This window comes from Nostoc sp. (assembly GCF_036916985.1).
Taxonomy (GTDB): Bacteria; Cyanobacteriota; Cyanobacteriia; order Cyanobacteriales; family Nostocaceae; genus Nostoc.
Window position 1 is genome coordinate 1 of sequence record NZ_JBALFD010000027.1, and the last position, 13,594, is coordinate 13,594.

Consider the following 13,594-nt stretch of genomic DNA (forward strand, 5'->3'; position numbering starts at 1 on the left):
TGTTAAATCAAGGAGAGTTAATTATTAAATGGGGAAGAAAAGTTAAGAATAAGGGCAATATTACTATTGCAAGTTAAATGTGGAATAGCTTACCTTGTATGGTGGTGCCGGGAATGATACTTATTCTTTCCTCGCTAATACTGCCTTGGGAACTGACACAATTATAGAAACCACAACAGATGATACTGATACTATTGACTTGAGCGGTACTACATCTGCTGTCAACCTAAATCTAGGTGTCACTACCACGCAAACGGTTAATAGTAATCTCAAACTGATTCTCTCTGCCAACAATGTCATCGAAAATGCAACAGGTGGCACAGGCAATGACACTCTTACTGGTAATACACTCAATAACACCTTGATTGGCGGTGGCGGAAATGACCAACTCCAAGGGTTAACAGGAAATGATACCTATTCTTTCATAGCTAATAGTACCTTGGGAACCGACACAATTACAGAAACCTCAACCGGTGGTACTGATACTATTAACTTTGGCGGGACTACATCTGCTGTCAACCTAAATCTAGGTGTCACTACCACGCAAACGGTTAACAGTAATCTCAAACTCATTCTCTCTGCCAATAACGTTATTGAAAATGCAACAGGTGGTACAGGAAATGACACTCTCACTGGTAATACACTGAATAACACTTTAATTGGCGGTGGCGGAAATGACCAACTCCAAGGGTTAGCAGGAAATGATACTTATTCTTTCATAGCTAATAGCGCCTTGGGAACTGACACAATTACAGAAACCTCAACGGGTGGTACTGATACTATTAACTTTAGCGGTACTACAGTTGCCGTCAACCTAAATCTAGGTTTAACCACCTCGCAAACGGTTAATAGTAATTTCAAACTCATTCTCTCTGCCAACAACGTGATTGAAAATGCAACGGGTGGCACAGGCAATGATATTCTCACTGGTAATACACTGAATAACACTCTAATTGGCGGTGACGGAAATGACACTCTTGGAGGAGGCAATGGTAATGATACTCTTACAGGTGGAGTTGGTAATGATAAATATCTGTTCCAAAGCAATGCTGTCTTTAACACAAGCTTAGGTGTTGATTACATCACCGATTTTCAAGCCGGACAAGACCAGATTGTGCTGAGTAAAACCACCTTTAATGCTATTACCAATAGTGCGGGTCAGACTTTAACTGACTTTGCAGTTGTCACTGGTAATCAATTCGTCAACGCTAGTAATGCGCGTATTGTCTTTAGCCAAAGTAGTGGCAGCCTATTCTATAACCAAGATGGCAACGTTCTGGGTACAGGAACAGTATTTGAATTTGCCCGTTTAGGAAATTCTGATATTACTCTCAGTAGTAGCAACTTCAGTCTGATTGCCTAGTACTCTCTCAACTTTCAATTGATAGATAATCAAGTTAGTAGTAAGGACTAAAGTCCTTACTACAAATCCTCAAAACTAGCTTAAAAAAGTACTAGTATCACCTTGCCACAATCCTAAATTCCAAATGCTAAGGAACTTCTAATACCATTTTGGATTTTCAATTTTGGATTTTGGATTGTTAAAGAGTTAGTGGCGATCGCTCGATCTCAGACTCACCACTACTACGCTATCACCTATTCGTACAGAATTCATACTGTTAGCGGTAGCGGGGCGTTTAGCCTATTATGACTCCTGAATTCTGAATTCTTCTTATAAATTAAAATAAAAATAAACTGGATTAAATTTGGAAAAATCAAATGACGGTTGAGAGATGGACGGATGAAATGGTGGATGGATTGGCTTCAAGCGTTACTGAACTGCGGGAAAATCTGCGGGAAAGCGTTACCGAGGTGCGTGATAGTATTGATGGTATGAGGGTAACTGTTCAAGCTTTGTTACAAGTGGCTGCTCAAAGTCAGCGAGATATGGAATTAATAAAGCAACGACAAGAAGAAAATGATCAGAGATTTAATATTTTATTAGAAGAAGTCCGCTATTTAAGGTGAGGCAATCAAGGGAGTTAAAGACTTGTTAGCGATGCCTAAGTTGGGCTACGCGCTACGCCTTCCTTGATTAAAGTGATCGCTAGGGTAAACTAGTCTAACGCATAAATATTTACGCTGATTTGTTTAGCACATCAGATTTTGAGCCAAAACTCGCCTACCGAATGAATAAGTGTCTTACAATTACGAATTACGTTAGCGTAGCGTTAGCGAGTCCACGAGCGTCATTATCAATTACTAATTATGTTGACACTTTCCACAAACCAGGTTTATCCCGTTATTTGGCACAACGACTCAGTGTCACTAATTGATCAAACGCGCTTACCTAACGAATATATCTTTGTGGAAATTCACCGCAGTGAAGATATGGCGCGGGCAATTACAACGATGATTGTGCGAGGTGCGCCAGCAATCGGTGTGGCTGCTGGTTATGGTATGTATCTTGGTGCAAGGGAAATTCAAACAAGCGATCGCACCGAATTTTTGCAACACTTAGATAAAGTAGCCCAGTTGTTGCGTTCTACTCGTCCAACAGCGGTGAATTTATTTTGGGCAATTAGCCGAATGATCAAAGCCGCCTACGAAACTCTGGGAACTGTAGAAGACATCAAGCAAACCCTGTTCCAAACAGCCCAAGCAATCAACGCGGAAGATTTGCAAACCTGTCAAGCGATCGGCGACAATGGTTTGGCAGTGTTGCCCACTACCCCAGAAAAGCTGAGACTACTTACCCACTGCAACGCTGGGGCGCTAGCTACTGCTGGATATGGCACTGCTTTGGGTGTGGTGCGTTCCGCTTGGAGGGAAGGACGTTTAGAACGTTTATTTGCCGATGAAACCCGTCCCCGCTTACAAGGTGCAAAACTCACCACTTGGGAATGTGTACAAGAAGGTATTCCAGTAACATTAATTACTGATAATATGGCAGCCCATTGCATGAAACAGGGTTTGATTCATGCTGTAGTTGTGGGTGCTGATCGCATTGCGGCTAATGGCGACACTGCTAATAAAATTGGTACTTATAGTGTAGCGATCGCAGCTAAAGCCCATAATATCCCCTTCTTTGTTGCTGCACCCCTTTCCACCGTTGATTTTGAATTAGCTGATGGCAGCAAAATTCCCATTGAAGAACGCGATTCAACAGAAATCTATCAAGTTGGTGATACCATTCTCACACCTGCGGGTGTTGATTTTTACAACCCAGCTTTTGATGTCACTCCGGCTGATTTGATTACAGCCATCATTACAGAGAATGGAGTATTTACTCCTGGGGAATTAGTGAAATCTCAGCCACAGCAAGTAGCCTAACATCAATCCTCTATGAAGATGCACATAACAAGACCCCTGTTATACTCCATAGGTGTCAAGTTAAGCTCAAACTTCCTATGTCAATAAGCATTTATGCTGATAAATTCGGTTTGAAAGGGACAAAAAACGAACTTTTTCAGGGACTATTAATGCTTTGTTTATTAGCATCACTCCCAGCTTGCCTATAAAAGTTAGAAAAAAGTTCACCTTTATACTTCGTTCCTAACAAAACCCATCGTTGACAAATGGGTTTTAACCTTAAGTTGACACTAATGGTTATACTCCCACGCCACTTGCTACAACTCTCTTAACTAGAACGAGGTAGTAGCTGTCAACATGATCTACTCTGTTGAGCTAACCTCCATAATTTTAGATATTAAAAGTTACTAATTTTATGCTAACTGCGTAGCGTACTAGACCTACAACATCATAAATATTGAGCCGTTTCATCAAATGCGCTCGGTGTGCTTCGACTGTTTTAGGACTGATGTTTAACAACTCTGCAATCTCTTTTGTGGAATGACCTTCTGCAATGAACTTTAGGATTTCAAGCTGGCGTGATGTTAATGAAGAAGTAGGCTTGTTGTTAGAAAAAATGTACTCCTCATTTGTCAGTATTTCTGACTCTAGTTGATGGGGCTTTGTAATTTCTAATTTTAATTCATCGTTAACGAAAGCAAGTTTTGTAGTATAGTCTTTAACCTTCATTTTTAATTCTTCATACGCTTTGTATAATACTATTTCTGCTTGCTTATGTTTAATAATATTGAGTGCCGTTTGAATAGCAACATATAAGTCTTCTTGACTAACAGGTTTTAAAATATAACCAAAAGTAAATGTTAATGTTGCCCTTTCTACAGTACTCTTATCAGAGTATGCTGTAACATAAATAGAAGGTATTTGAAGACAATTCCAAATTTCTTCTGCCGCTTTAATGCCATCTATTTCACCCGCCAGTTTAATATCCATTAAAACTAAATCTGGGCGAAGCTCAGTTGCTTTATCAATTGCTGTTTCTCCATCATCTACAATATCTACAACAGTGTATCCTAGCCACTCTAAATTTTCTTTTAAGTTCATTGCAAGGATAAATTCATCTTCTACAATAAGAATCCGATGAATGTTAGCGATCGAGGTGTTCATGAGACTATTGGCTTGCTATATATAGATTATTTGTTTTTTATAGATTTTCATACAATGTTTCTTTTGTAACCGATCAAAATTTCTACAACTGCTACTGATCAAATCCAAATTAGAATTGTGTTCGTTATTTCATCGGGTTGCAGTGGCATAAGCCTTGGTTATTACTACTAACTTAACTGTGATAATGTAGACCGATTCTACATATATAATTAGTGCCCACAAATCCTTCATAGTCATATCCGTGAAAATACAGTAGTTCCTACCTTCTCAGAGGAACTAAAAGACTACTCTAAATCTTTCTCCTGCACTGGTTTATAGTGCGCGATCGCATATTGGGTGAGCCTGGGAACCTTAGGGCTTTTAAAAGTCTAATTTATCATTTTTTTCTGATAATTAGGAAAATCCTTAAATAATTTAAGGATTTTCCTGATTGTATTTTTTTTCTATTCTAGGCTAATCTTATAAAAGATTGTAAAAAGAATATTTCATTACGTAAAGTTTATAACGTGAATCACTTTCAACAAGCTTTTGTCAGGCTGGCTCCTCAATTCTCTAGCTTAAGTATTGTATACAATACAATTGCTTCTCAGATAATCGTTCACGGAAAATAGCTGCTTCAACAAAAAGCCGTGAATTAAGAATTTTACTAATTCTATGTATAGAATTCATACTTCTTCTCCCTTGGAGACGTATTTTATTATGACCTTTTGAAGGCATATTGCATAAACTCTGATTTTAATAAATTTTATTTCCTTATAAGGTAGTTTCTACTCATAACAGTAACGTTATTTTATCAATTTATAGCAGATAGATATAGATTATGTATGACTTGCAAAAATTTACTTTGAGAGATATGTCAGAATGTGGTTTATCTCTGCGTAATTTAGGCAACCAAGCTAATAATATGGAGGAAGCTAGCACTTATATTGTTCAATATCTTTATAACAATTTAATTGATCTAAACTCTGGTGAAAAATCCTGTGCGCTTGTCCGTTTTTTTAAAACTCATTCCTATGGAAAACTCACACCAGATTTACAAGAATATACACATAGTTTGTTGACTAATCAGGTACTAGAAGATAATCTCAAGTGTTTAACCTTATTGGCAACTGCTGGACAACTACCAGAATGGAACTCACGGCATAAATCTGAGAGACATAAGGTAATTCCTCTCTTCAGTAAAGAGATGATCGGTCGCATACCGATGATTTTTCAACTTATCCAACAACTAGGGCTAAATCTTGATACTGTAGTGCGACCAGACCCGAATTTATTAACTGATTTAGAACAGCGGATGTATAACGTCTTTTATGTTCCTGATGCCCTGGATAGTCCTTATATTCCTTCACAAATATCATTTGTAATTCCTTATAATATCAAATCTGTAGTTGGCTTTGGAGGATTATTACCTTCAGGCAACATATTTGTAGTTTTAATGTTCTTGAAAGTTATAGTTCCTCGGAGCAGTGTTGATTTATTACGTCCTTTAGCATTGAACGTCAAGATGACAATACTACCTTTTGAAAATGACAAAATTTTTATTGAAGAAGAGCAACTTATTGAAGCTGAGAATATCGTAATGACAAAAAATGATGAAATCTTTCAACATCTAAATTCACAAATTGCAACACTAACTCAGTTATTAGATGTTTCTGATCAATCTACGATCAGTCAATCGGATCGTCTTGAACAAACAAATGCCTACCTTCAGGAAACTTTAAAAAAGCTTCAATCAACTCAAATTCAACTAGTACATAACGAAAAAATGTCTAGTTTAGGACAACTTGTTGCTGGTATTGCTCATGAAATTAACAACCCTGTTAACTTTATTCATGGTAATCTTAACTATGCTAAGGAATCAACCGATTCCATATTAAGAATAATCCGAAAATATCAACATTATTATCCAAATACTCCCCAAGAAATTCAAAAACTAATCAAAGAAAATGAATTAGATTTCCTGGATCAAGACCTTACAAAAGCTTTTAGTTCTATGAGAGTGGGAACGGAGCGAATTACTGAAATTATTAAGTCGCTGCGAAATTTCTCTCGTTTGGATGAGTCAGAAATTAAACAAGTTTATATTGATGAAGGCATCGATAGTACTTTAATGATTTTAGAACACCAGTTACAAGCTAGAGATAAATATCCAGAAATTCAAGTTTTTAAAGAATATAGTCAATTACCTTTAGTAGAATGCTACCCTGCTCAACTTAATCAGGTTTTTATGAATATGCTTATTAATGCCATTGATGCATTAAAAGATAGTAGTAAAACAAGGTTCGTAGGTAATAATAAATTAGAAAAACCCAATTGTCTATTACCAACAATTAGCATTCGCACTGAGGTAATTGATCAAGAATGGGTAGCAATAAGAATTGCTGATAATGCTTCTGGAATGGATGAGAGGGTACGTACAAGAATATTTGATCCTTTTTTTACTACTAAACCAGTGGGTAAAGGCACGGGTTTAGGTCTATCTATTTGTTATCAGATTATAGTCGAAAAACATAGCGGACAAATTGGCTGTATTTCTGTTCCAGGTCAAGGGACAGAATTTGTAATTAAGATTCCTGTGAAAGCTAAAAATGGGTAGAAGCAGCGAGACTGTCATTTTTTGCACAGCTACTTAACTCCTAAAATTTGACAAACTCAACAATAGATAGTTGCTAAATAACATCAGTTCGGGATCAGAAAACTAAGGCTTACCTAGAAGTCATGAAACTTATTGAAGAGATTAGCTAAAAGTCTCAGGGTGTTGGTGATTTACGGCAGTTATTTCTAAATAAGTGTTTAAGAAAGGAAGGGGGCAAGTAAGCCGAAAATATGTAGAAGCATTCAGCTACCCCCCATTCTATGTTCACTTTAGATGCTCTGTTTTGGCAGATTGATGACTTTTGTCAAAAATTTGAACTTCAGTGGCAGCAAAATCTCTTGACTCACGAACTCAAGACTCGTAAGCGAGAACAAGCAACTAATTAGCCCTAATATACTTAACCAAAATGCTGAATAATTGCGTCGGCAAATTCAGAACATTTTAAGGGTTCAACTGGTGGTTCTAGCAATCGGGCTAAATCGTAGGTGACTTGACTATTTGCGATCGCATCGCTTAAACCTTTCTTAATTAGGTCTGCGGCTTCTTGCCAACCCAAAAATTCCAGCATCATCACGCCAGACAAAATCACTGAACCAGGATTAATCCGATCTAAACCGGCGTGTTTGGGTGCGGTGCCGTGGGTAGCCTCAAATATGGCACTAGAATCGCCAATATTTGCCCCTGGGCCCATTCCCAATCCCCCAACAATGGCAGCAGCAGCATCAGACAAGTAATCGCCGTTCAAGTTCATCGTCGCCAAAATCGAATACTCATCCGGTCTGGTTTGGATTTGTTGAAAAATACTGTCAGCAATCCGGTCATTCACCAAAACTTTATCTTTCCATTTACCCTCGCCGTGGGTTGCCCAAATTGTGTTAAGAACAGTTTCAACTTCCTTGACAACTTGCGCTTTCTTGTCTTCGGTAAGATTATCAAACCCAGGTTCAATCTGGCGGGCATTTTCTTCCAAGGAAATATTCGGATTTTTTTCCTTGTTACTCAAAATCCAAGATTCTTGTTCTGTAACAGTTTCTTGGCGAAATTCACTGGTTGCTAGTTCATAACCCCAGTCGCGGAAAGCGCCTTCGGTGTACTTCATGATGTTGCCTTTATGCACCAAAGTCACTTGTTGCTTATTTTTGGGCAATAGCAAAGCGTGTTTAATGGCACGTCTGACTAGGCGCTGAGAACCAGTTTTGCTGATGGGTTTGATGCCAATACCAGAATCAAGAGGAATACGTTTTTTCCCGTGTTCTGGGGTGGCGGGGATTAGTTCTTCGTTAAGAATCTTAATTAAGCGATCGCCGATTTCGCTACCTTGTCGCCACTCAATCCCTAAATAAATATCTTCTGTATTTTCCCGATAAACAATTACATCCAGCTTTTCAGGATTTTTGTGCGGTGAGGGCGTACCTGCATAGTAACGGCAAGGACGCACGCAGGCATACAAGTCAAAAATTTGCCGCAGCGCCACATTTAAAGAACGAATTCCTCCCCCAATAGGAGTAGTCAAAGGCCCTTTAATAGCTACACCATATTCTTCAATTGCTGTGAGAGTGTCCTGAGGTAAATACTGATAAGTCCCGTATAAATCACAAGCTTCATCTCCAGCGTAAACCTTAAACCAGCTAATTTGACGCTGACCCTTATATGCTTTGGCTACAGCAGCATCGAGAACTTTTTGGGTAGCAGGCCAGATGTCTATACCTGTGCCGTCGCCGCGAATAAAGGGGATAATTGGATTGTCCGGTACGATTGGTTCACCATTTTTGAAGGTGATTTTTGCTCCGGCTGCGGGGGGGGTAATCTTGTCGTACATCGTTCACACACTCCTAATCGATACGCTGCTAGTCAAAAAATCCTTATGTGGCAGGCTTGTATATTTTGCTATGTCTTTTGTTCACCAAGCCAGAAGGCACAGATTTTCCCCCTATTCCCCTTGTACATTATTTGGGGATTAAGTGTGGGATTTCAGTGAAGCGATCGCAATTTTGTACGATCAAAAATAGTAAACTACTTTTCGCTATCAGTACTTCACCTTGGAGAATCCTCGATAGCTTACCGCTCTTTCACTGACCGCTAAAACGAGAATGGCATGACAGACCCAATGATTTTATCAGACCCGGCAAATGACATCGACTCCCTCCGACGACCGTTAATCGCTGGGTCTGAAAAAGTCCAACAACAGATAATCCCACAGTTAGCTGAGTTGGGTAATGAGGGATTAGACGTGTTGATGGAATTTTTACTGAAACGACGTGAAAACCCAGCGACTTGGATTGATGGCAAAGCTTACCAAGTCCTCTATAACTCTGATGCACCTCAAGTCAAAGAATTTCTGCGCTCCTCTTTTCCTGAGGGAATTGTACCTCTAAAATCAGAGTGCGGGATTAACTACAATTCTTTGCAACAGCTACTTGCTGCTCAAGACTTTCAAGCAGCCGATCGCGTCACCATCGAAAAAATGTGTGAACTATCAGGGCCAACGGCTGTACAACGAAAATGGTTGTATTTTACTGAGGTAGAAAATACCTCGGCTGTTGACTTGCAAACCATTAACAACCTCTGGTTAGTCCACTCAGAAGGTAAATTTGGCTTTTCAGTGCAGCGAGAAATCTGGTTGAGTTTGGCTAAAAATTGGGAGAATTTCTGGCCGAAAATTGGCTGGAAAGCAGGTAATAACTGGACGCGATACCCCAACGAGTTCACCTGGGATTTGAGTGCGCCTAGAGGTCATTTACCCCTCTCTAATCAACTCCGGGGAGTACGAGTCTTTGCTTCTTTACTCTCTCACCCAGCTTGGTCGAAGAATCTAGAAAAATGATTTTGAGCCTGTGTATAAAGAGATTATGATCAATCCCACTTACCGAGAATTCTACGTCATCATTGAACGGGATGAAGATGGCTACTATGTTGGAGAAGTTCCTCAGCTACAAGCTTGTTACAGTCAAGGAGAAATGTTGATGAGTTGATGGCTAATATGAAAGAAGTAATTGAACTTTGTTTAAAGGATGTCTGAGAAGTCAAAAATATCATGTTGTAATCTGCAAGCAGAGTATGACTTAAAGAGCCTAAAAGTCAGAAAGTTTGGTTCTGAACGAAAGAGCTTCGGTAAAACAAAAATTCGTTTAGAACCTGATGTTGCAGAGGTTTTTCCTAATGCCGATGCTGTCAAAAAAGCTTTAATATTTATGATTAGAGTTGTGCATAACAACCAAGTTTCTGCACTTGCAAAGCAGCCTCACAGTTCCTCGAAGGGTGCAGATCAAACCTCCTAGTGCTTAGTTGAAAGTGCCGCCGATCCCAAACTGAAAATATCAAATCAGATCATGGCAAACGTTCGTCTAGAAGATATTAAGCGTAGATTTAACAATGTCACCGCTATTGAGGACATTTCCTTTGAAATTCCTGATGGCGAATTTTGGGTTTTAGTTGGGCCATCGGGTTGTGGTAAGTCTACGATTTTGCGAACGATCGCAGGTTTAGAAACCGCTACATCTGGCAAACTCTTTATTGGCGATCGCTTGGTGAACAATATCCCCGCCAGACAACGGGATGTGGCAATGGTGTTCCAAAACTACGCTCTCTATCCTCACATGAGTGTGGCCCAAAACATCGGCTTTGGCTTGCAAATGCGGAAGGTTGACCGGAAAATCATTCAAGAACGGGTGATGAATGTGGCGCGATCGCTTTCTCTGGATCACCTGCTGGATCGTAAACCCAAACAACTTTCTGGGGGACAGCAACAACGGGTAGCATTAGGAAGAGCGATCGCTCGTGAACCTCAAGTGTTTTTACTTGATGAACCTTTATCTAATTTAGATGCCCAATTGCGCGATGATACCAGGGCAGAATTGAAACAGTTACATCAAGAATTAGGCATTACAACAATTTACGTCACTCACGATCAAGTTGAAGCCATGACTTTGGCTGATAAGATTGTCGTACTCAATCGCGGACGGATTCAACAAATCGGCGATCCTCAAACTATTTATGCAAATCCGGCTAATCAGATGGTGGCAAGTTTTTTAGGTAGTCCACCAATGAATATTCTGCCTGCAATCTATCAAGATAATGGTTTTGATGTGAGTGGACAGTTATTAGCAATTCCAGCAGATGTGAAGGAAAAATTAAATTTGCGTCAGGGATATAGTTTTGATTTGGGGATTCGTCCAGAGCATATTTTTATTAAGGAACTGCCAAGACGCCAAGAAGAAAATGAGAGCCAGCTGATTGTAGAAGTTAAAGTGGTGGAACCTTTGGGCAGGGAAACTTTGATTCGTGCTGGTTTACCTGGTTCGGCGGTGGTGTTGAATATTCAGGTGGGTGGGGATGCGCGTTTGCGTCCAGGCGATCGCCTTGCTCTGCAACTAGATTTAAATCAGTTGTTTATATTTGATCCCAAAACTGGGGACAGAATATTATAAGCGCTTCGGAGTGTAAAATATAATTGTTTTGTGTGCGATTGTTGTAATTGGTGACGAGGGATAGGTTAGCGATCGCATCCAGAATCATCACCACACCGCCGTTAATCCAATTTTTGACCGTAACTCTGACCTTGCCCTTGCGTCGTGCGATGCCTGCGGCGGGCGTAGCCATCGCGGTCATTTGTTAATCAAATAGCGAAAATTTGCTGTATCTCTTGCTGAGTAAGAACCTTGGCGCGTCCATGCCGATTTACTTTCACCTTTCACCGCTACACCCCGTTAACTTTTAATTTTCAGGTTACAGCAGTGAGAAGTGTTTATATCCATAATCAGGATGAAATAATGATTCAATCACTACAAAAACTATTTACATTTGATGAATATATTGAGTTTTTAGAAACACAACCGGAAAACATTCGTTATGAATTACACGATGGAGATATTATTCAAATGCCTCCACCATCAGGTAAACACGAGCAAATAGTAGCATTTTTAACAATGATGTTAGGGTATGAGTGTCTTCGTCTTAAACTTTATTACGGCATACCTAAAACCACCACAGTGAAGCCAGAAAATAGAATGTCAGGGTACTATCCTGATGTTTTATTAATGAATTTTTCTAACTTGGATAATGAACCATTATGGGAGAAACAATCTATCCTTAGTAAACCAGCTTCAATTCCATTAGTGATTGAAGTCGTCAGTACTAACTGGAGAGATGATTATCATAAAAAGTTTGCCGATTATGAAGAAATGGGTATTCAAGAATATTGGATTGTGGATTATGCTGCTTTGGGTAGCAAGGAATTGATAGGGGACCCCAAACAGCCAACAATCACAATTTACTCTTTAAGTGATGAGGGTGAATATCGTGGTAAACAGTTTAGAGGAGACGACCGTATAGAGTCGCCAACATTTCCAGATTTAAATCTAACTGTTGAACAAATTTTTTCAGTGCGTTATTGATGAATTAGACCGTAACCGCCACAGGCAACGTACTGAAAGACGCTCTAAAAATCCTGTAAAAAATAAAGAATCACACCAGTACTGTCTAAAATCGTCACGAGGCAGTTATAAGTTACTAAAGGTGCGATAATATTTGAAAGTTTTCAATCGGTTTCTGAATTTTAGTACTTAATATTACAAGTCTAAACAAAGTTTCTTAAACTGCCAGCAATAATCGCCAATTCCCAATTTTTTGTAGCCAGAATCTAAGAAAATAAAAACTGCAATAGAGACTTAATCGATTTCGCTGTAAAACTTATATGACTATTAATCGACGCCATTTCTTGTTCATATTCACAGTAGGTGCGGGTGCTTTTGCATTAGATGCTTGTGCATTAGCAGAAAAATCTCCTGAGGCAAATACTACAACTCCCGATACAACACCAAATACAACAGGTGCTATCCAACTGCCCCCTTTAGCTTACGCCTACGAAGCACTGGAACCGCACATCGATGCCAAAACAATGCAATTTCACCACGATAAACACCACGCAACCTATGTGAAAAACCTGAATGCAGCCTTAGACAAACACCCAGAACTCAAAGGTAAAACTGTTGAAGAACTGTTGCAGAAACTTGACAAAGTACCACAAGATATTCGCAAAACAGTACGCAATAATGGGGGTGGTCATGTCAACCACTCAATGTTCTGGAAAATTATGAAGCCAAAAGGTGGGGGAGAACCAACAGGAGATATAGCGTCTGCTATTAATCAAAACTTTGGCTCTTTTGCAGCTTTCAAAAAACAGTTTAACGAAGCTGGTGCTGGTCGTTTTGGTAGTGGTTGGGTTTGGCTAGTACGTAACAAAAATGGCAAGTTGGAAGTGACAACTACAGCTAATCAAGATAGTCCTTTAAGTGAAGGCAAATATCCTATCCTGGGTAATGACGTATGGGAACATGCATATTATCTCAATTACCAGAATCGCCGCACCGATTATTTAGATGCTTGGTGGAACGTGCTTAATTGGGATGAGATTAACAAGAGGTTTGCAGCCGCAAGTAAATTTGCTTAAAGATTGAGACAAGGAGAAAAGCAGGAAGAGATAGAAAAAATAAAAACTTGATCTTCCGCTCCTGTCCAAATAATTTGTAATTACGATCAATGTGGGCTGCTATACCCTTTATAATTCAATACGGTTCACTTAAG

General features: G+C 39.4%; 13 protein-coding genes and 1 pseudogene. 11 read left to right on the forward strand and 3 right to left on the reverse strand.

What is annotated here, in order from left to right; all coding sequences use genetic code 11:
* Positions 1 to 94: 94 nt before the first annotated feature.
* From V7L07_RS10240 to mtnA, 3 genes are all read left to right on the forward strand, one after another.
* On the forward strand, positions 95 to 1,363 hold the full coding sequence (locus V7L07_RS10240) for a calcium-binding protein (RefSeq protein WP_335057426.1): 1,269 nt from the start codon (positions 95 to 97) through the stop codon (positions 1,361 to 1,363).
* A 356-nt stretch (positions 1,364 to 1,719) separates the two neighbouring features.
* Positions 1,720 to 1,968 (forward strand): hypothetical protein, encoded by a 249-nt coding sequence (locus V7L07_RS10245; protein ID WP_335057428.1) that lies wholly within the window; start codon positions 1,720 to 1,722, stop codon positions 1,966 to 1,968.
* Positions 1,969 to 2,208: 240 nt separating this feature from the next.
* The gene (mtnA, locus tag V7L07_RS10250; RefSeq protein WP_335057430.1) at positions 2,209 to 3,273 is read left to right on the forward strand and encodes an S-methyl-5-thioribose-1-phosphate isomerase; all 1,065 of its coding nucleotides are present in this window, start codon (positions 2,209 to 2,211) and stop codon (positions 3,271 to 3,273) included.
* A 369-nt stretch (positions 3,274 to 3,642) separates the two neighbouring features.
* Here mtnA and V7L07_RS10255 read toward each other — a convergent pair whose 3' ends face one another.
* Positions 3,643 to 4,416 carry a response regulator gene (locus V7L07_RS10255; RefSeq protein ID WP_335057432.1) on the reverse strand — a complete coding sequence of 258 codons (774 nt, stop codon included), beginning with the start codon at positions 4,414 to 4,416 and terminating at the stop codon, positions 3,643 to 3,645.
* Positions 4,417 to 5,236: 820 nt separating this feature from the next.
* Between V7L07_RS10255 and V7L07_RS10260 the strand changes: the two genes are divergently transcribed.
* Both V7L07_RS10260 and V7L07_RS10265 read left to right on the forward strand, forming a co-directional pair.
* Positions 5,237 to 7,012, forward strand: a complete 1,776-nt coding sequence (locus V7L07_RS10260) for a sensor histidine kinase (RefSeq protein WP_335057434.1) — start codon at positions 5,237 to 5,239, stop codon at positions 7,010 to 7,012.
* Between the two features lie 260 nt (positions 7,013 to 7,272).
* On the forward strand, positions 7,273 to 7,398 hold the full coding sequence (locus tag V7L07_RS10265) for a hypothetical protein (protein WP_335057436.1): 126 nt from the start codon (positions 7,273 to 7,275) through the stop codon (positions 7,396 to 7,398).
* A gap of 11 nt (positions 7,399 to 7,409) precedes the next feature.
* Here V7L07_RS10265 and V7L07_RS10270 read toward each other — a convergent pair whose 3' ends face one another.
* Complete coding sequence (locus tag V7L07_RS10270) at positions 7,410 to 8,831, reverse strand: NADP-dependent isocitrate dehydrogenase (protein WP_335057438.1); 1,422 nt, start codon at positions 8,829 to 8,831, stop codon at positions 7,410 to 7,412.
* Positions 8,832 to 9,107: 276 nt separating this feature from the next.
* On the opposite strand from V7L07_RS10270, the gene V7L07_RS10275 reads away from it, so the two are divergent.
* From V7L07_RS10275 to V7L07_RS10290, 4 genes and pseudogenes are all read left to right on the forward strand, one after another.
* Positions 9,108 to 9,836 (forward strand): GUN4 domain-containing protein, encoded by a 729-nt coding sequence (locus tag V7L07_RS10275; protein WP_335057440.1) that lies wholly within the window; start codon positions 9,108 to 9,110, stop codon positions 9,834 to 9,836.
* A gap of 25 nt (positions 9,837 to 9,861) precedes the next feature.
* A pseudogene (locus tag V7L07_RS10280) lies at positions 9,862 to 10,031 on the forward strand (type II toxin-antitoxin system HicB family antitoxin).
* A complete protein-coding gene (locus tag V7L07_RS10285) occupies positions 10,024 to 10,290 on the forward strand; it encodes a hypothetical protein (protein ID WP_335057443.1) in 267 nt (88 codons plus the stop codon). Before V7L07_RS10280 ends, V7L07_RS10285 begins: the two are co-directional and overlap by 8 nt.
* Positions 10,291 to 10,341: 51 nt before the next feature.
* On the forward strand, positions 10,342 to 11,439 hold the full coding sequence (locus tag V7L07_RS10290; protein WP_335057445.1) for an ABC transporter ATP-binding protein: 1,098 nt from the start codon (positions 10,342 to 10,344) through the stop codon (positions 11,437 to 11,439).
* Here V7L07_RS10290 and V7L07_RS10295 read toward each other — a convergent pair.
* Complete coding sequence (locus V7L07_RS10295) at positions 11,402 to 11,620, reverse strand: hypothetical protein (protein WP_335057447.1); 219 nt, start codon at positions 11,618 to 11,620, stop codon at positions 11,402 to 11,404. The two genes, V7L07_RS10290 and V7L07_RS10295, sit on opposite strands and share 38 nt — an antisense overlap.
* Positions 11,621 to 11,781: 161 nt before the next feature.
* Here V7L07_RS10295 and V7L07_RS10300 point away from each other — a divergent pair, with 161 nt between their 5' ends.
* Positions 11,782 to 12,405 (forward strand): Uma2 family endonuclease, encoded by a 624-nt coding sequence (locus V7L07_RS10300; RefSeq protein WP_335057448.1) that lies wholly within the window; start codon positions 11,782 to 11,784, stop codon positions 12,403 to 12,405.
* Between the two features lie 299 nt (positions 12,406 to 12,704).
* On the forward strand, positions 12,705 to 13,460 hold the full coding sequence (locus V7L07_RS10305) for a superoxide dismutase (RefSeq protein ID WP_335057450.1): 756 nt from the start codon (positions 12,705 to 12,707) through the stop codon (positions 13,458 to 13,460).
* The last annotated feature ends 134 nt before the right edge of the window (positions 13,461 to 13,594 follow it).

Excerpts from the sequence above, each read along its gene's own strand:
- V7L07_RS10275 (WP_335057440.1), top strand. The coding sequence starts at position 9,108 with ATGACAGACCCAATGATTTTATCAGACCCGGCAAATGACATCGACTCC.
- V7L07_RS10270 (WP_335057438.1), bottom strand. The coding sequence starts at position 8,831 with ATGTACGACAAGATTACCCCCCCCGCAGCCGGAGCAAAAATCACCTTC.
- V7L07_RS10295 (WP_335057447.1), bottom strand. The coding sequence starts at position 11,620 with ATGACCGCGATGGCTACGCCCGCCGCAGGCATCGCACGACGCAAGGGC.
- V7L07_RS10305 (WP_335057450.1), top strand. The coding sequence starts at position 12,705 with ATGACTATTAATCGACGCCATTTCTTGTTCATATTCACAGTAGGTGCG.
- V7L07_RS10245 (WP_335057428.1), top strand. The coding sequence starts at position 1,720 with ATGACGGTTGAGAGATGGACGGATGAAATGGTGGATGGATTGGCTTCA.
- V7L07_RS10255 (WP_335057432.1), bottom strand. The coding sequence starts at position 4,416 with ATGAACACCTCGATCGCTAACATTCATCGGATTCTTATTGTAGAAGAT.
- V7L07_RS10265 (WP_335057436.1), top strand. The coding sequence starts at position 7,273 with ATGTTCACTTTAGATGCTCTGTTTTGGCAGATTGATGACTTTTGTCAA.
- V7L07_RS10290 (WP_335057445.1), top strand. The coding sequence starts at position 10,342 with ATGGCAAACGTTCGTCTAGAAGATATTAAGCGTAGATTTAACAATGTC.
- V7L07_RS10300 (WP_335057448.1), top strand. The coding sequence starts at position 11,782 with ATGATTCAATCACTACAAAAACTATTTACATTTGATGAATATATTGAG.
- V7L07_RS10285 (WP_335057443.1), top strand. The coding sequence starts at position 10,024 with ATGTCTGAGAAGTCAAAAATATCATGTTGTAATCTGCAAGCAGAGTAT.
- mtnA (WP_335057430.1), top strand. The coding sequence starts at position 2,209 with ATGTTGACACTTTCCACAAACCAGGTTTATCCCGTTATTTGGCACAAC.
- V7L07_RS10260 (WP_335057434.1), top strand. The coding sequence starts at position 5,237 with ATGTATGACTTGCAAAAATTTACTTTGAGAGATATGTCAGAATGTGGT.